The sequence below is a fragment of the Pedobacter sp. WC2423 genome (assembly GCF_040822065.1).
In the GTDB taxonomy this organism is placed as follows: Bacteria; Bacteroidota; Bacteroidia; order Sphingobacteriales; family Sphingobacteriaceae; genus Pedobacter.
The window spans coordinates 1,559,738-1,575,985 of sequence record NZ_CP162005.1 but is presented as its reverse complement, the minus strand read 5'-3'; the positions used below and the strand labels follow the sequence as shown (position 1 = coordinate 1,575,985).

Annotated in this window: 17 protein-coding genes; 10 read left to right on the top strand and 7 right to left on the bottom strand. The window is 38.5% G+C overall.

The window, feature by feature from the left end:
• The first annotated feature begins 42 nt into the window (after positions 1-42).
• Complete coding sequence (locus AB3G38_RS06175) at positions 43-483, top strand: SRPBCC domain-containing protein (RefSeq protein ID WP_367867619.1); 441 nt, start codon at positions 43-45, stop codon at positions 481-483.
• A gap of 170 nt (positions 484-653) precedes the next feature.
• On the opposite strand, the gene AB3G38_RS06170 is transcribed toward AB3G38_RS06175, so the two are convergent.
• Positions 654-1,718, bottom strand: coding sequence for a nucleotidyltransferase domain-containing protein (locus AB3G38_RS06170; protein ID WP_367867618.1), 1,065 nt, complete (start codon positions 1,716-1,718; stop codon positions 654-656).
• Positions 1,715-2,467, bottom strand: coding sequence for a nucleotidyltransferase domain-containing protein (locus AB3G38_RS06165; protein ID WP_367867617.1), 753 nt, complete (start codon positions 2,465-2,467; stop codon positions 1,715-1,717). Before AB3G38_RS06165 ends, AB3G38_RS06170 begins: the two co-directional genes overlap by 4 nt.
• A 240-nt stretch (positions 2,468-2,707) precedes the next feature.
• Here AB3G38_RS06165 and AB3G38_RS06160 point away from each other — a divergent pair, with 240 nt between their 5' ends.
• Positions 2,708-4,009 carry a M20 family metallopeptidase gene (locus AB3G38_RS06160; protein WP_367867616.1) on the top strand — a complete coding sequence of 434 codons (1,302 nt, stop codon included), beginning with the start codon at positions 2,708-2,710 and terminating at the stop codon, positions 4,007-4,009.
• Positions 4,010-4,028: 19 nt separating this feature from the next.
• Here the strand turns inward: AB3G38_RS06160 and AB3G38_RS06155 are convergent, their stop codons facing one another.
• A complete protein-coding gene (locus AB3G38_RS06155) occupies positions 4,029-5,228 on the bottom strand; it encodes a winged helix-turn-helix domain-containing protein (RefSeq protein ID WP_367867615.1) in 1,200 nt (399 codons plus the stop codon).
• Positions 5,229-5,252: 24 nt separating this feature from the next.
• On the opposite strand from AB3G38_RS06155, the gene AB3G38_RS06150 reads away from it, so the two are divergent.
• Together AB3G38_RS06150 and AB3G38_RS06145 are read left to right on the top strand one after the other, a co-directional pair.
• Positions 5,253-5,879: a uracil-DNA glycosylase family protein gene (locus AB3G38_RS06150; protein WP_367867614.1), complete on the top strand. Its 627-nt coding sequence runs from the start codon at positions 5,253-5,255 to the stop codon at positions 5,877-5,879.
• Between the two features lie 522 nt (positions 5,880-6,401).
• The gene (locus tag AB3G38_RS06145) at positions 6,402-7,133 is read left to right on the top strand and encodes a glycosyltransferase family 2 protein (RefSeq protein ID WP_367867613.1); all 732 of its coding nucleotides are present in this window, start codon (positions 6,402-6,404) and stop codon (positions 7,131-7,133) included.
• Between the two features lie 290 nt (positions 7,134-7,423).
• Here AB3G38_RS06145 and AB3G38_RS06140 read toward each other — a convergent pair whose 3' ends face one another.
• Entirely contained in the window at positions 7,424-8,005 is a 582-nt protein-coding gene (locus AB3G38_RS06140; RefSeq protein ID WP_367867612.1) for an NAD(P)H-dependent oxidoreductase, read from the bottom strand.
• Positions 8,002-8,982: an alpha/beta hydrolase gene (locus AB3G38_RS06135; RefSeq protein ID WP_367867611.1), complete on the bottom strand. Its 981-nt coding sequence runs from the start codon at positions 8,980-8,982 to the stop codon at positions 8,002-8,004. Before AB3G38_RS06135 ends, AB3G38_RS06140 begins: the two co-directional genes overlap by 4 nt.
• A 100-nt stretch (positions 8,983-9,082) precedes the next feature.
• On the opposite strand from AB3G38_RS06135, the gene AB3G38_RS06130 reads away from it, so the two are divergent.
• On the top strand, positions 9,083-9,934 hold the full coding sequence (locus AB3G38_RS06130) for an AraC family transcriptional regulator (RefSeq protein ID WP_367867610.1): 852 nt from the start codon (positions 9,083-9,085) through the stop codon (positions 9,932-9,934).
• Between the two features lie 122 nt (positions 9,935-10,056).
• Here the strand turns inward: AB3G38_RS06130 and AB3G38_RS06125 are convergent, their stop codons facing one another.
• Together AB3G38_RS06125 and AB3G38_RS06120 are read right to left on the bottom strand one after the other, a co-directional pair.
• Positions 10,057-11,139: an alkene reductase gene (locus tag AB3G38_RS06125; protein WP_367867609.1), complete on the bottom strand. Its 1,083-nt coding sequence runs from the start codon at positions 11,137-11,139 to the stop codon at positions 10,057-10,059.
• 93 nt (positions 11,140-11,232) lie between these two features.
• Positions 11,233-12,126, bottom strand: coding sequence for an NAD(P)H-binding protein (locus AB3G38_RS06120; protein ID WP_367867608.1), 894 nt, complete (start codon positions 12,124-12,126; stop codon positions 11,233-11,235).
• 344 nt (positions 12,127-12,470) lie between these two features.
• Here AB3G38_RS06120 and AB3G38_RS06115 point away from each other — a divergent pair, with 344 nt between their 5' ends.
• The 5 genes from AB3G38_RS06115 (at position 12,471) to AB3G38_RS06095 (ending at position 16,138) form a co-directional block, all read left to right on the top strand.
• Positions 12,471-13,040, top strand: a complete 570-nt coding sequence (locus tag AB3G38_RS06115; protein WP_367867607.1) for a Crp/Fnr family transcriptional regulator — start codon at positions 12,471-12,473, stop codon at positions 13,038-13,040.
• Positions 13,041-13,101: 61 nt separating this feature from the next.
• On the top strand, positions 13,102-13,494 hold the full coding sequence (locus AB3G38_RS06110; protein ID WP_367867606.1) for a DUF4260 domain-containing protein: 393 nt from the start codon (positions 13,102-13,104) through the stop codon (positions 13,492-13,494).
• A gap of 48 nt (positions 13,495-13,542) precedes the next feature.
• Entirely contained in the window at positions 13,543-14,280 is a 738-nt protein-coding gene (locus tag AB3G38_RS06105) for a helix-turn-helix domain-containing protein (RefSeq protein WP_367867605.1), read from the top strand.
• 130 nt (positions 14,281-14,410) lie between these two features.
• Positions 14,411-15,355 carry an NAD(P)-dependent alcohol dehydrogenase gene (locus AB3G38_RS06100; protein WP_367867604.1) on the top strand — a complete coding sequence of 315 codons (945 nt, stop codon included), beginning with the start codon at positions 14,411-14,413 and terminating at the stop codon, positions 15,353-15,355.
• A gap of 30 nt (positions 15,356-15,385) precedes the next feature.
• The gene (locus AB3G38_RS06095; RefSeq protein WP_367867603.1) at positions 15,386-16,138 is read left to right on the top strand and encodes a pirin family protein; all 753 of its coding nucleotides are present in this window, start codon (positions 15,386-15,388) and stop codon (positions 16,136-16,138) included.
• Positions 16,139-16,248 lie beyond the last annotated feature (110 nt).

Genomic DNA, 16,248 nt, shown 5'->3' with positions numbered 1-16,248 from the left:
ACTATTAAACTGACGTGCTAACTTTAGGAAAAGAAAAAAGTTATGGAAAAGATGGAATTTAGTATTACGATTAATGCCCTGCCTGAGAAAGTTTGGGAGGTGATTATTGGAAAAGATACGTATAACTTATGGACTGCTCCTTTTGCTGCTGGTTCAACGGTAAAAACGGATTGGAAAAAGGGGAGTAAGGCACTTTTTCTGGATGGTAAAGGTAATGGTATGGTTTCAGAGATCGTGGAAAGCATTCCCGGTAAGTTTTTATCCATTCATCACCTTGGAGAAGTAAAAGATGGCGTGGAAGACCCAACCACTTACCAGGGCGGAGAGTGGGGAGATGCTTTAGAGAATTATACGCTGGAATTAGTGAATGATCACCAGACTTTATGGCGCGTAAATATGGACATGATTAGTGAATATGTCGATTATATGAATAAAACCTGGCCTTTGGCGTTACAAAAAGTGAAGGAACTTGCCGAAGAGTAGGTTTTAATTTTGAAACATCATCGCTCATGACATCTTTAAAGACTATAAATACCTCATAAATCCTGCCCTTGGTCTTGACGGGGCTGGAGTCCAGACATAAAGTATATTTTTTACTCTTCCATGGATAAATTACAATATTTCCGAGATCAGTGGCAGGATCTGATTGAAATTTAATAATATGCTTCTCTTATCTGTAGCAAAATTGACTCTGCCTTTTTAATGTCCGGTCTTTCTGGTAAGGAAGACTTTTCGTACAATTCTTTGATCAATTCCATTTTTTCATCAATCATCGACATTAGTGTATCGAATTGAAATTCACCATTGCGGATGCTCAGCAGAAAATTGCGATCCTCACGCCTGACAATTATTCGTCCATATAATGCAATCTCTTCAGCCATATTTAATAAACGAAAAGTATGCATCATATTTTTGGAGTCGTAGTTTTTGCCGTGCGTCAAAGTTTCCTGATACCGCAGATCATTTCTATTATTTTCCCATTCTCTGTATTCTTTATACTCACGGCAATAAATTGAATAATTATCTTTATTGAAATGAATTACTGCGATGTTTGTTATTGATTTTGGTACGGAACTTAATAGCACTTCATTGGCATCGGGACTGGAAATTATACCATTTAGTTTTCCTGTTTCCAGTTGATTCTGGTGATATAATAAATAGACATTCTTAAAATGATTCAGGTTGACAAGGCCGCATTGTTGTTGTGAAAAGTTATTAATCTGTAACCATTCCTTGAGTGGTATGGTTCCATTACTTTGCATGACGAAACAAAAATCCAGTACCGTTTTTCTTTTAGCATCCAATGGTCTGTTGATCTTTTTATTCAGGCCGCGTGCTTTCTTGATTTGTGTCTGCGCATACCCTGCAAAGGTGTCCATACAAAGCTTCGAAAGAAAATCTTCTGGCTTGATTAAGTCCATTAATGGGTGACGGTATAATATAGATTCTTTAGGCGTACTTAATAATTCAAGCAGACCAGGATTATTCTTGACGATGAGCTCCAGAAAACGACCGATCTCATAGTATACCTCATCATTGGTACTATTTGAAATCTGCTGTTGCTGTTCAAAACCATATAGCTGATTTCTGGGCATAATAAATATTCCCTTTTTATCAATATCTGAACCTGCAATGTTAAGATTATAAGCGATACTGCCACTTATACAATCAAGCAGGATTAATTCATTTTGCTTTTTTAATTGCTCAAAAGTTATCATTTTGCATATTTTCTGAAAAGGTTATCCAACTCATCAGGCTTTTGAAATAACGATGGTAACAGCGGTACCTGCTCTTTACAATATTCAAGCAGAACTGTCAGCCAGTCATTAAGCAAATGCACAGGTGCAATCATTTTTTTTTCATCAGCTTTCAATTTTATATCCATCAATTCATCAATGCTTTTTTGAATAGCATTGTCTGTGATCAATACCCGGAGTTTTTCAAATTCCATTGGTGGCAGTGTTTGTTTTTCTATAATCCACAAACAAGCCAGCGCAGGGCGCAATGCATAGAAATAGCGTTTTAATTTTACTTGTTCTTGCTGCAGATCATCTCTAAGGGTATTATATGCCATCGATAGGTAATGATTACCACCAGCACGTAATGAAAAATATTGAGGCATCAATTGCTGGAACTCATTTAAAAATGTTTCGCTTTGGTAATATACGATAGGGGATTGCAGCCACTCATATAAAGGGGCGTTTGATTTTAAGAACAGTTTTAAAGATTTTTTCAGATCCCATCCACCAATATCCAGGATCTCATTAACCGGAAGGCCAACAGTATCCGGCAATTCTATAATACTTAGATATTGTTTAAGTGGCCTTGTATAAATAAAACGAACATCGAAATCACTATCTGGTGAAGGAAATCCCCAGGCTCTGCTACCTGATTCACAGGCATAACATATTTTTATATTTTCTGATTGCTCTATTTCAAGCAATTTTTGTCTGATCGTATCCGTCATTAAAATCGTCGTCCAGGTTGTTTTTATTAGCGAATCGGTGTAAACATAAGCATTCGGAATCAAACTGATTCAATTTATAAACGTAAAAATAATTATCCTGATCAATGCATTTATATGAACTGATCAAAACATAGTATTTCTTAAATTAAAATTCCGGATCACTCAAACTTTAATAAAATTGTAACAATTAATCTGGTTGATATTCTAATAACTGCTGATTTAAAATCAATTAGCTTTTTTATGAAACAACTTATATTAGTCCTGATCTGCTTCATTTTTTCAATTTCTTTTTTATCAGCGCAACAGGAGAGGCCATTAAAGGATGCAAAAGAAACCTTAATTCATGGAGCTGTTAAACTGGAAACTGATAAGATTTTTAATAGATTGGTTGAAATCAGGAGAAATTTTCATCAAGATCCAGAGCTGGCAGGTCATGAAGTAAACACCCGAAAAGTTATCAAACAATATCTGCTTAATTTAGGACTTGAAGTTGATACGAATACTTATGGTTACGGTATCGTTGGGATTTTAAAAGGAGGAAAAGGTGGAAAGAAAATAGCGTGGCGGTCTGAGATGGATGCTCTGGCTTCTGATTATCCTGACAAGGTGGCTTTCAAGTCCAGAAAAGAAGGTATTGGACATGGTTGCGGTCACGATATACATCTGGCAATTGCATTAGGTATAGCTGAAGTCCTGGTGAAAAATAAGGAAGCTTTGAATGGAACAGTATATTTTATTTTTCAACCTGAGGAAGAAACGTTTGCCGGTGCAAAAGGTATGATTGACAAAGGGTTACTTGCTAAAATAAGCCCTGATGAAATTTATGGATTGCATGTGTCTGCATTTCCGGCCGGACAAATAATAGTTAAGCCGAATGAAATGTTTGCCTATCAGAAAAGAGTCAGGATCAAACTGAAAAATGAGTTGCCAGCCGTTGAAGCAAAGGAATTGACTAAAAAAATCTATAACTTTTTATCCCGTGCAAGTAGCGGAAGTAAGCCCTGGGAAATACAATCTGCCATTGACCCGAAACTCGGATTGATGAATCCTAATACAATTTTTAAGGATTACCTGGTCATGGACCGGAATTTTACCACCTATTCTAAAAATGATCAATTTTTTATGGAAGCCTATTTATATGAGACAAATCCAGCTAAACTGAATACTATTATTCCTGGGATTAAGCAGGTAATTGAAGATAGCCATTATAAAAATCAGTTGGTTTCTGTTTCATTTATACAAGAAAATCCAACTGTTATCAATGCGGAGAGATTAACGAACAAGGCCATAAAAACCATTAGAAATATTTATGGAGAAGAGGCAGTTTCTACTGATTATGGTCAAATGCCATTTTTTAACGATGATTTTGCCTATTTCCAGCAAAAAGTACCTGGTGTTTATTTTTTTCTTGGAGGTTCCAATTTTGAAAAAGGAATGATTGCAATGAATCATGCACCGGGTTTTGAAGTAGATGAAGAATGTATAAGAGTAGGGGTCAGGAGTTTTTCATCTTTACTATTGGAAAGGTTGAATAGAGAATAAAAATCACCGGAAAAATCGCTTAATAAAGTGAAAAACCTTTATTTATAGCTTCCAGGTAAGTTTCATTATTGGATTTCCTGAATATAATATTCCTGCATTGGTTGAATAACACGAAGGCTTTTAATGCCCCGATAAATTTTTTAATAGTGTTTTGATCGAGATCAATTGGTTCAAAATGCAGATTATGAATGATCAGTGTTTTTTGTTTGCGGTCGGCTTTTGCATCCATCCGTGCAATAAAAATATCACCAGCAAGTACTGGCAATGAGAAATAACCATATTTGCGTTTAGCGGCGGGTACAAAACATTCAATCTGATAATCGAAATCAAAGAAGTCCTTTAAGCGGTGACGAAAGACGTTAAGGATATCAAAAGGGGATAGGATGAATACATCTCCAGCTAGTTCAATATTCAGATGCTGATCTGATAGCATATACAGCGGCGCGCTTTTTAGTCCGTTAACGCTGACTATTTGTACCTCACCGTCTGCAACCATTTGCTCCAGTTCAGTTTTTACCCTATTTCCTTTCACCCGCCTTGCCCGCCATGTTAACTCTTTAACATAGGCTATACCCAGTGCGCCAAGTGTACGACGGATAATGTACCTGGCAAATTCTTTTTCTGCTGGCATAGTCAGGTCTGTTTCCGGAGATACCAGGTTGAGTGGCAGATTGTATACTTTCTGGAAGGTTTTGGTGCGGCTGATCATGAGCTGCCCCTCCAGATACAGGCGTTCGAGTGCTACTTTAGCTGGTCGCCAGTCCCACCAGCCGGTACTTGCCTCTAGTCTGTCATCATCGAAATCGCTCACCATCAGAGGCCCTTCACGTTCCACCCGGTCCATTGCTGCTTTCATTATCCGGGTTTCTGCCGGGGTTAGAGGTTTCCCATGAGTTGCAAATGCTTCTTTAACGGGCAATGAATATCTAAAGTCGCGATCAGGGAGAAAACCTGCATCCGAAGTGAAGTACTCAAATATGCGCCCATCTTCGCAAAGTTCAGCCAGCCATTCTGTTTGATAGTCTGGTATACGTGCGGCCATGACGTGGTGATGCGCACGTTCTACAACGTAATTTGTATCCAGTTGTACAAAACCCAAATGGTCAATTACCCGGTAAACGGCCTCTATTCCTTCTCCAAATTGTGCTTTTCTGGCAAGGCCGGCAGCGTTAAGGATAATTTTACGGGCTTGTGATCTGGTCAGGGAAATGGGTTCCATTACGCTAAAATAATATAAAGATTGATGTCATCAAACCTTGGTATATTCTTATTATTTTTGTTCTTTAATCTTAAACCATTGGAAGAACTTTTAAAAGAGATCCGATCCTGTATTATCTGTAAGGGGCAATTACCTAATTTTCCAAGGCCTGTTGTGCAGGCTGGTGCTGAATCCAAAATCCTTATCATCGGGCAGGCCCCTGGACAAAAAGTTCAGCATAGTGGTATTCCGTGGGATGATCAGAGTGGAAATGAATTAAGAAGATGGTTAGGGGTGAGTAAGGAGCAGTTTTACGATGATAAAATGTTTGCTTTAGTTCCAATGGGCTTTTGTTATCCTGGTAAAGGTAATTCTGGTGATCTTCCTCCTCGTCCTGAATGTGCACCCAGATGGCATCAGCCATTACTTGCTGAGATGAAAGCTATCAGATTGATCATACTTATCGGCCAGTATGCCCAAAACTATTATTTGAAAGATATTAAGCATACTACGCTTACAGAAAGAGTAAGAAATTTTAGAAATTACCTGCCTTTATTTTTACCAATTGTACACCCGTCACCAAGAAATAAAATCTGGCAAAAGAAAAATCCGTGGTTTGAATATGAGGTAGTACCATTTTTGAGGGAGGTAACAGCTGATATTTTGAACTGAATACTGATTAAGATAATGTATTATATCAATTTAAATGTCATTTTATCAAAAAAAAGTTCTTTTCAATGTCTATCGTGAAATATTGAGAGTCATTTTTATAACTTATTTTTACTAAATTAATGCTGCACTGCATCCAGATAATTGATACATTAACTTTGTAAGTTAGTTTAAAATATTGGATTGAAAATTGTCTTTTTGCCTTTATAATTCAATTATGATTATGAAAAGACAATGACCAGCCTGAAATTTCAAATTCTAGAATTTCGAATTAAAAACATAATTTCATCATTGTTTGATATTTGGGATTGTTTTTTCTGGAATGTACGTTATTGGTTAGACTAAAAAATATTGATGATTAGATATAAATCTAATTTTTCTTACGCTGTATTTTTTAAAATAAATCGATAGAGTTTATTGGGACAAATTACCCAAAAGATCTATTCTCATTTTTATTCTTTATATTATTTCTACCTTGTAGAAAAGTACCTGTGAAGTGTATTTAATTTGCCTAAACAAAACTTAATGGATAATCATATGAATACTTTTGTAGAAGTAGATATCTTAATTCTGAGCTATGCTCAAACAGAAGAATTAAAGAATATGACAATAAATGCCGTTCAATCTCTTATTGATTCTGAGGATACTGACAAAATTAGATTTAATATAATCATAATTGAATCACAAAAAGATATAGCACCATTCCAATATGAACACACAACTACAATATATCCTGAAGAGGAATTTAATTTTCATAGATATTTGAATATCGGAATCAACCTTACTTCTTCCTCATACATTTGTCTATGTAATAATGACTTGTTGTTTCAAAAAGAATGGGCTTCTGAAATTCTTAGGGCATTTGCACAGTTTCCTGAAGTGTATAGTGCCTCACCAATGTGTCCACGTTATCCTGAGGAAAAAGATATCCTGCCTGTAAAAGAAGCATGGCTTGGGTATCGTGTGGCGATTGAAGTGCAGGGAGCATGTTTATTTTTTAAACGCGATGTACTGAAGTTTATAGGCCAGCTTGATCCTAATTTTAAGTTTTATGCTGCTGACTTGGATTATGCAGACACTTTAAGAGTATTAAATTTAAAACATTTGTTGGTTAGATCTGCTATAGTTTTCCATTTGGTTAGTAAAACTCTGATTGGGCAAAATGCTGAACTAAAGTATCATCTAACACATGAACAGGATTTATTTTATAGAAAGAAGTGGTTTCATAGAATAGGTCGGAATTGGAAAGAGATATGATTTTATATTTCACTGGATTTATCGTAAGATCACAATACAGTACATGCTGATATGATTTAGATGCATTGGATACTTACATGTTTTTTAACGCAAAAACCTAAATTTGTATTGAGGTTTTCGTGATCTAGCTGTGATTGAAACTTGGTTCGAAAATCAAAATAGTGTTAAAAATTCTAGAGATTAATTACTTTTCAATCCGCATCATCTGCATTAGAAAGAAGCAAAAGAAAGGTCGGCTGGTTATTTTTCAATTATACACTTTTCGGCAATCGAAAACATAATAAGTTTCTCTATACAGAGTCAGCTATGGCAAATTTTTCTATCTGGACTATCCATTTTCTTCTATCATGCTCATTTAATTCGTAAAGAGGCCCGATAAAACTATCCTGAATAGAAGATATGCCGCAGTATTCCAGGATTCCTCTTTTTAGTTGGACAAGTCCGCTTGACGCATAAATGTCCTCATAAATATCAAGGGATAAATCTCCTGCTGTTGTAATAATTCTTCCTGTCCTGCCCTGCAACAATCCCTCCGTAGCCCCTTCTTTATTACTTTTAAAAGTGATGCCTGGAAGAAACGCCCTGTCGAAAAATCCTTTCATAATTGCTGGCATACCAAGCCACCATAAAGGATGTATCCATACCTGGTGTTCGCTCCATTGGATATCTGCCAATGCTTTTACCAAATCCGGTTCCAGCTCCATTCTTTGATGATAACCAAACTGCAGATTGGGATTGAAATCCAGCGCTCCAATTTCAATATACCGCACTTCTGAACCGGCTTCTAATGCAGATTTTATATAGGACTGTGCAATGACAGCGTTAAAACTTTCTTTATTCGGATGTCCATTGATCACTAATATTTTTTTCATTCCTGTTGATTTAAAATTTGTTTGAATAATTCAATTTGTTGTGCATAAAAATTATCGGATAAGGAACAGGAAAAAAAATCGAAAGCATGTACAGCTCCTTTTATTTCCAGCAGGTCAACCGAAACATCTGCTTGCTGTAAGTGCTGCGCATATATTTTTCCTTCATCTTTTAGCGGATCTAGCTCACAAACAATGATGGTTGCGTTGGGGAGGTCACTGAAATCCTCTGCTAATAACGGAACTGCATATTTTGGCGGCTGGGTTATTTGATGTTGTAAATAATGTTTCCACATCCACTCTGCAGCCTTTTTGGTTTGCATTGGGGCATTTGCCAGATTATTCATAGATGCTGTTTGCAAAAGCTGGCTCATTGGAGGGTATAGCAAGTACTGGTGCCGGATTTTCACTTCCTTCCGGTCTCTTGCCAGCTGTGTAATAGATGCTGCAATTGTTGCCCCGGCACTGCTTCCGCCAATCAGGATATGAGCTTTGTTTCCACCTATTTGATCTGCATAGGCAGACAACCATAGCAATGCAGCATAACCGTCTTCCATGCCTGCTGGAAATGGATGTTCCGGAGCTAATCGGTAATCTACCGAAATAATTATCAAATCAACAGCTAATGCTAACCGAAAGCACATCAAATCATATTGTTCGGGAGTACCGTATATAAATGCACCACCATGAAAATATAACAATACAGATAAATGTTGTTTTCCTTTTGGTCTGTATATTCTCAGCCGGATCGTTCTGGATTTATCAGAAGACGGAATGAATATATTCTCCACATCCAATTGTTCCGGAATAGCAAGAGGCTCTTCTTTTATTGATAAATTCATTTCCTCTTTCCTGATTTCAGCAGGGCTGTCCGATAACAGGTTTTCGTAATCTATTTGATGATAGGGGCTTTTAGAAATAGCTTTCCAAAGCGCCGGATCTATATTTTTAAGGGTATTTTCCATAGCTAAATTGTCCATACGATTGCTTTCATCTATTTAAATATTTATTTAGCAAAAGTAGACTGAAATACAAACAGAATACAGGTACATTTCAAGTGTATTTGGGTATCTTTGCGTTATGGCAAGAGAGAATATCCATAATTCATTAGAGGTATATTACGAAAAGATAGACTGCTGTCCTTTACGGGACCAGCAATTCAATTTTTTTGAATTTGTTTACGTATTATCTGGAAAAGGAATGCATGGAATCAATGGCAATCTGCTTCCTTTTAAAACCGGAGATCTTTTTTTAATTACGCCTAATGATTACCACTCATTTGATCTGCATCAGGTATGTGAGTTTATGGTCGTGCGCTTTGCGCCATCTTATGTAAAAAGTTATAGCTGGCAAAGTATTGACCATATTGAATGTCTGTTGTATTATGCCTCTCATTTTTCGGGTTCTATTTTAGGTAATGAGGCGGATAAACTCATTGTTAGTAATTTGATGCAGAATTTACGGCACACAGTGGAACAGAAATCTGTATATGGCGAAGATTTAATGCGTCATTTAGTCAATGCGATCATTGTGATTGCTGCCCGAAACATTTCGGTTATCAAACCTGAGTCTATCTCACCAAATACAGATACCCGGATACTACAAATAATCGATTACATTCAGGAAAATATACGTCAGCCTGAACTGCTTAAAATAACTGTAATTGCTCAGAAATTCGGATTATCTGACACCTATCTGGGGAGTTATTATCGAAAGCAATGCAATGAATCCATACAACAGTATATCTCTTCCTACCGGATCCGGCTGATGGAACATCGATTACGTTTCAGCGATAAAAGAGTTCATGAAATAGCCGATGAATTTGGATTTGCCGACGAAAGCCATATCAATAAGTTTTTCAAAAGACATAAAGGGGTAAGTTTACGTGGTTACAGGGATAGCTGTAAAAGAGAAAATATTCAGGCTTCCTGATTTTTAACTTATCATAAACCAGGTTGGGACTATGCAGAAAAAACTGTGTTAATTTCACTAAAAGGCAGAAAACCAGCTTTTAGTGAAATTTGCACAGTTCTTCCACTCTTAAATCATTACAATTAATCATTTAAGAGTGGATAGTCAATATAACCTTGCGCTTCGCCTCCAAACATGGTTGCCCTGTCGGGTTCGTTAAGTGCTGCATCCTGTTCAAATCGTTTTGGCAGATCCGGATTTGCTAAAAACAGCGTACCAAATGAGATTATCTTTGCTATGCCTTTTTGAAGTTCTGCTTCGGCAGAAGCTTTGTCATAGCCTGAGTTTGCGATCACTGTTTGTTTTATCATCTTTCCGAACAATTCGATTTCATCATCTTCTGGATAATGCGAAGGTGAAGGGAAGTATGGGTTGCGCTTCATCAGTTCTACATAGGCAAAATCTAATTTGTTCAGCTCTTGAATCAAGTAGGTGTAGGTGCCGGCAGGATCATCCAGTATCATATTGCCATACGGATGGAAAGGTGAAATTTTAATCCCTACTTTATTGCCTCCAACTGCAGTGATTAATTCCTGCATTACTTCCAGCACAAAACGGGCCTTGTTGGGAATATTGCCCCCATATCCATCTGTCCGCTGATTAGAGCTCTCGGCCAGAAACTGGCTTGGCAAATAGCCATTCGCGGCATGAAGTTCTATGCCGTCAAAACCTGCTTCGATTGCATTTTTGGCAGCCAGCCCATAATCCTTAATGGTTTGGCCGATTTCGGCAACAGTGATTTCCTGGGGTGTTTCGTAATCTTTCAATCCCTGTGAAGTGAAATGCTGCATTCCCTGAACAGGCAATGGAGAGGGGGCAAGCGGTAATTTACCGTTCCTGTCAATTGAGTGCCCTGCACGGCCTGTATGCCAGAGCTGTGCGATAATAACACCTCCATGGTCGTGCACAGATTTGGTGACTTTTTTCCAGGCTTCGATCTGCTCATTGGTGTAAATGCCGGGAGTAAGCGGGCTGCCTGTTGCCTCTTCACTTATCCGGATGGCTTCGGTAAATATCAGCCCCGCACTAGCTCTTTGCGTATAATATTGAACGGTCATATCGCCCACTACGCCGTTGAGGTCTGCACGGCTTCTGGTCATGGCAGACATGGCCATTTTATTCTTTAAGGTTAGCTTTCCAAGCTGTGTTTTTTCTAATAATTTCATGATACTTATAGTTTAATTGTTACGTTAGCTGTGATACAAATATGTGGAGATCCAGCAGGATAAACTTGTACCAGATCGCTGTTTTTCGTTTGATTAATTATTGTAAAGTGGCAGATAAACCTCGTTTACAAAATCTTCTGCTGTTGTTGGTGTGGTAGTCGAATCATCCCTTTTTTGATAATTCATAAATCCGGTTTGAATTGCTGTCCCCATTTCAACCAGGTTGTCTACGAAATCGGCTGAAAAACCGTTGCTTAAGAACGTCTGCTTCACCTGCGCTGCCGGGATCTGTACATAGGCCAGTTCAGGATTTCCAATAGCTTTACCGATAATGCTGGTGAGCTCTCTGTAGGTATAGTTTTTAGGTCCCATCACGGCATGGACACTTTTTCCGGTAAAGTCAAGTTTTGCTAAATGCCCGGCCGCAATTTTTGCAACATCTTTTGTCGCAACCATCGGTATGGGATGGTCGCCATCTGCAGCAGTACCATTGAAGCCCATTTTCTTAACCAGGCCGATTGTTCTCAGAAAGTTTTCCATAAAATAAGCCGAACGGATATGCAGTACATTAACCTCATTCAGCTGGTTTAACCTGACTTCCTGTTCACCTGTACCACCCATGATCCCATTACCTTCGTGCATATGAGAGCCAAGACTGCTCATGTTCACAATGTACCTGATACCCGAGTTTTCGATGGCTTCAATCAGTTTGCCTGTAACCTGTCTCTGGTAAGCCCTTGTATTTTCCGCCATTACATTGTCGGGCAACAGGATGAAAGCACTATCTGCATTTTTGAAGGCACTGGTGAGTGTTTCTACATCGGTAATGGTCCCGGTGATCAGTTTTGCCCCCAGACTACGATATTTTTCTAATTTGCCAGTGTGTCTTGCGACTAATGTGACCTCATGTCCTTCGTTTAAAAGGATTTCTGAAATTTTGCTGCCCACTGTTCCGGTTGCTCCAAGGATTACTATTTTCTTTTTCATTTTTAGTATTTTTAAATTGTTTGATGATTAACTATGCAAATATGCCGCGATTAAAAAATGGAAACTTGTATCAGATCACTGTTTTGGCATATAGCTATTCTTATAAGTTATCATAGTTACCCTGTTTTAAAAAAGATCACGCAAAAAGCTATCGCAGAAAAGCGCAGCCGGGCAAACAAAATTTAAAAATGCTACATTTACCTATTCACTTCTTACTTATCCGGAATATATACAGGTATTGACAGACTGTACTTATATAATATTATTGAGAGCGAGGCCATGAAAGATCTATCGATGACCATCACAGGCCGGGCCGATATGGTGAGCTTAAAAAGTCAATATGCATGAACGAACTTGAAAGTTATATCCACCATCATTTCGGTATTAGTCCGGATGACTGCCAGAAAGTGAGTACATTATTTAAACCCGAAGTAATTGAAAAGGGGAGCTACTTTTTACGAACCGGTAAGTTCTGTAATAAACTTAGTTTTATAGAAAGCGGTATTTTAAGGGTTTTTGTAAATCTGCAGGAAAGGGAAGTTACCCAATGGATAGGCACTGCCGGTTATTTTATGACGGATCTGCAGGGGTTTATGTTCCGGGAAACGTCCCGCTTTCACATCCAGGCACTGACGGAAACGCGTTTATTTACGATCGATTATGAAGCGTATCTGATGATGGGGAAACTAGTACCCAAATGGCATGAATTTGAAAAACTGTTCATGGGTAAATGTTTCGTGATGATGGAAAACCGTATCCTCGACTTAATCTCCCTGACCGCCGAAGACCGTTACCAAAAACTCTTCAATCAAAATCCTGAGCTTTTTAATCAGGTACCGCTTCAGTACCTGGCCTCTATGCTCGGCATGACACCTGAAACTTTTAGCCGGATACGAAGGAAAATGGTTTCTTGATTTTTGTCAAGAGCATATCTGCTGTTCCACCTCTACATTTGAGGTAACAAAAAATCGTGTTATGAATCAGGAAAAAGCGATGGCTTTCACCATCAGAATTGAAGAGGCAGCCATAACTGCAGTTGCTATTTATTTCTTAACGAAATATAATCCAGGATTGCCCGTTTGGATGTGGGTATTGCTTTTTTTTAGTCCTGATCTATCTATGATAGGTTACCTGGTGAATTCTCGTACAGGCGCATTAACTTATAACTTGTTTCATCACCGTGCGGTAGCCATAGCCCTGCTGGCGACCGGCTTTTTGATGCATATGGATATACTTATTACCGGCGGCTTACTGCTGGCCGCGCATTCATCGTTTGACCGTATGCTGGGTTACGGTCTGAAATTTACAGATGATTTTAAGCATACCAGTTCAGGCTGGATCGGAAAAAATCCGGAACCAGCATCCTGATGTCATATTAATTTGTAAATTTCCGGTATCCCATAAACATCAGGTTATATGATCAAACAGAATAATAACCCCTTCATTCTTGCGCTTAAAGCCCGAAATCTCACGGTAGAAATCCATCACCATTCTGCCTATCAGCTCGTTTTATCGAACGATACACCATTTAACTCAACAATCAGTGGAATACTTCATGAGCGTATTCATGGTTTTCTGATCAAACCCCATGTTACCCATTTTTGCGTTGCTGAAACAGGAACATTGAACGTCTTAAATATTGAACCCTATTCAAATATTGGTCTGGAACTGGCGGGCAGGTTTAAAGCAAATCAGGATCATGTTGTTTTTGACTCGCCGTCTGAAACGAATTCTTTCTTTCAGACCCCAAAGGACAGTTTGGATATCAACCTGGTAATCGATGCCTTACTCTCTAAATTACCTTCGGTCAATTACGATGAAAGGGTTACAAAAATAGTCGAATACATCAAGACCAACTATTTTGAGCAGAACATCACGCCAAAAACATTTGCAGATCTTGTTTTTCTTTCGCCATCCCGTTTAGCATCCATCTTTAAAGAACAGACCGGTAGCAGCTTATCCAAATATTTGTTATGGACAAGATTGCGGCAGGCTATCTACCTCGCACTTTCTGATAAAGAAAGAAGCCTTACCGATATTGCTTACGATACCGGTTTTTACGATCTCCCGCAATTCAATAAGTACATGTATGAAATGTTCGGGATGCCACCCAAGGCCTTAAAGTACAATAGTGATCTTATTGAAATTTATTAGCCGGGACGAGCATTCTTGTTATTGCACAACCAGGTGAATTGCTTTATGCAGAACAGTGATCTGATACAAGTTTGATGCTGTAGCTATTGACAACTTTGTGATATTAATTTAAACAATTAAAAAAAATATCATGAAAGCAATAGTATATCAAAAATTCGGAACCACAGAAGTTTTGCAAGTTGTACAACAACCAACACCTGTCATCAAAGCAGATCAGGTACTGGTCAAAGTAAAAGCATTTTCTATTAATCCAATGGATTGGAAAATCCGGAAAGGCGAAATGACATTGATGTCTGGTTCAAAATTTCCAAAGCATACAGGTACCGATTTCTCAGGTATCGTAGAAGAAATTGGAAGTGCTGTCATTGGTCTTAAAAAAGGCGATGAAGTTTTTGGTGTGGTGAAAAACATGATGAAAGAGGGAGTATCAGCAGAATATGTAGCGATCACCTCTTCACTGGTCTGGAAAAAGCCTGCTGACATCAGTTTTGCCCAGGCTGCCTCTATTCCCGTAGTGGGTACTGCAGCAGTTACTGCATTGGAAAAAATGGGAAATATCAATTCCCGGACAAATATCCTGATCAATGGTGCTACAGGAGGTTTCGGCATGTTTTTACTTCAGTTATTGAAACAAAGCGGGGCAAAGGTAACAGCAGTTACGGGTAGCAGAGGAATAGAAGCTGCAAAAAAATGGGGAGCAGATTCCGTGATAGACTACACCAAAGAAAATGTGCTTTCCCAAAAAGCCACCTACGATATTGTTATTGATTTGTCCGGTAAAATGGGTTATAAAACTGCCAGACAGCTCATGAAATCTAAAGCCCTGTATCTTAACCCTACACCGAAGCCAATTGAGATCCCCGTATCACTTTTCAAAAACTTATTCAGGTCCAAAAAGCACATTGTAATACTTTCCAGTCCATCCACTAAATACACTGATGTTTTGCTGGATGGCCTAAAGAAAGGGGTAGAGATTGAAGTGAATAAAGTATTCCCATTTTCCCAGTACAAAGAAGCGTATCAATACGCTGAGCAGGGCGGATACACCGGAAAAATTGTAGTTGAACTAAACTAATCATTTACATCACGATTAATATTCAGCATAATGATCACAAAAATAGATAATGCCATAAAATATGGTAGACAGCATGGTGGCTTTGGAATACAAATTTTATATCCGGGGCTTATCCGTCCTGAATTAAACGACAGTGGTTTTGCTACGATTGGACGGATTGACCATGCGCGGATAACACCGGGAACCCTGATCCCAATGCATCCACATCAGGACGATGAGATCCTCACCTATTTAAGAAGTGGCAAAGTGAAGCATCTTGACTCTGAGGGTTATACCGATGTGATCTCCAATCAGAAACTGATGCTGATGAACGCGGGAGCAAGATATGCACATGAGGAGCGGGTGCTGGAGGATGGTGGTGTTTTAGAAGGCCTGCAGATTTTTATCAGACCAGAAACAGCGGGTCTGCCTCCTCAGGTTCAATTCCATCAATTACCTGAAATCTACAGTAAAAATCATTGGCGAAAGATAGCGGGCAAAGCTGCTGATTATCCGCTCCAGGTAAGAAGCAATACCTGGCTGATGGATTTGAGATTGGAAGCAGGTGAAGCAATTCTTCTGCCCGAAGCGCCAGCTGAAAATTGCACCTTCCTGTTTTATGTATTTGACGGCAAAATAAAAATCAATGAAAATATAGGTCTTGATGCTGGCGAAAGTGCATTGGTTGAAATGGAAAGTCCAACATTCCGGGCTAATCAAACAAGTGACATTCTACTTTTCATCACGCAGACAACCGGGGATCATTTCGACGATGGAATGTATAGTGGCAATCTGCATTCGTAATCCAGCAATACGGTTATTCCCGGCCTATGATCTTAAGACGGTGGTTTCCCATTTGATAATGCATATAGATGAAAAATAATTTGTTTTTTTTCAGGTTAACCCGCCCGAAT

Bases quoted from the DNA above. Each gene is read 5' to 3' on its own strand.
- AB3G38_RS06175 (WP_367867619.1), top strand. From the start codon at position 43: ATGGAAAAGATGGAATTTAGTATTACGATTAATGCCCTGCCTGAGAAA.
- AB3G38_RS06170 (WP_367867618.1), bottom strand. From the start codon at position 1,718: ATGATAACTTTTGAGCAATTAAAAAAGCAAAATGAATTAATCCTGCTT.
- AB3G38_RS06165 (WP_367867617.1), bottom strand. From the start codon at position 2,467: ATGACGGATACGATCAGACAAAAATTGCTTGAAATAGAGCAATCAGAA.
- AB3G38_RS06160 (WP_367867616.1), top strand. From the start codon at position 2,708: ATGAAACAACTTATATTAGTCCTGATCTGCTTCATTTTTTCAATTTCT.
- AB3G38_RS06155 (WP_367867615.1), bottom strand. From the start codon at position 5,228: ATGGAACCCATTTCCCTGACCAGATCACAAGCCCGTAAAATTATCCTT.
- AB3G38_RS06150 (WP_367867614.1), top strand. From the start codon at position 5,253: ATGTCATCAAACCTTGGTATATTCTTATTATTTTTGTTCTTTAATCTT.
- AB3G38_RS06145 (WP_367867613.1), top strand. From the start codon at position 6,402: ATGGATAATCATATGAATACTTTTGTAGAAGTAGATATCTTAATTCTG.
- AB3G38_RS06140 (WP_367867612.1), bottom strand. From the start codon at position 8,005: ATGAAAAAAATATTAGTGATCAATGGACATCCGAATAAAGAAAGTTTT.
- AB3G38_RS06135 (WP_367867611.1), bottom strand. From the start codon at position 8,982: ATGGACAATTTAGCTATGGAAAATACCCTTAAAAATATAGATCCGGCG.
- AB3G38_RS06130 (WP_367867610.1), top strand. From the start codon at position 9,083: ATGGCAAGAGAGAATATCCATAATTCATTAGAGGTATATTACGAAAAG.
- AB3G38_RS06125 (WP_367867609.1), bottom strand. From the start codon at position 11,139: ATGAAATTATTAGAAAAAACACAGCTTGGAAAGCTAACCTTAAAGAAT.
- AB3G38_RS06120 (WP_367867608.1), bottom strand. From the start codon at position 12,126: ATGAAAAAGAAAATAGTAATCCTTGGAGCAACCGGAACAGTGGGCAGC.
- AB3G38_RS06115 (WP_367867607.1), top strand. From the start codon at position 12,471: ATGAACGAACTTGAAAGTTATATCCACCATCATTTCGGTATTAGTCCG.
- AB3G38_RS06110 (WP_367867606.1), top strand. From the start codon at position 13,102: ATGAATCAGGAAAAAGCGATGGCTTTCACCATCAGAATTGAAGAGGCA.
- AB3G38_RS06105 (WP_367867605.1), top strand. From the start codon at position 13,543: ATGATCAAACAGAATAATAACCCCTTCATTCTTGCGCTTAAAGCCCGA.
- AB3G38_RS06100 (WP_367867604.1), top strand. From the start codon at position 14,411: ATGAAAGCAATAGTATATCAAAAATTCGGAACCACAGAAGTTTTGCAA.
- AB3G38_RS06095 (WP_367867603.1), top strand. From the start codon at position 15,386: ATGATCACAAAAATAGATAATGCCATAAAATATGGTAGACAGCATGGT.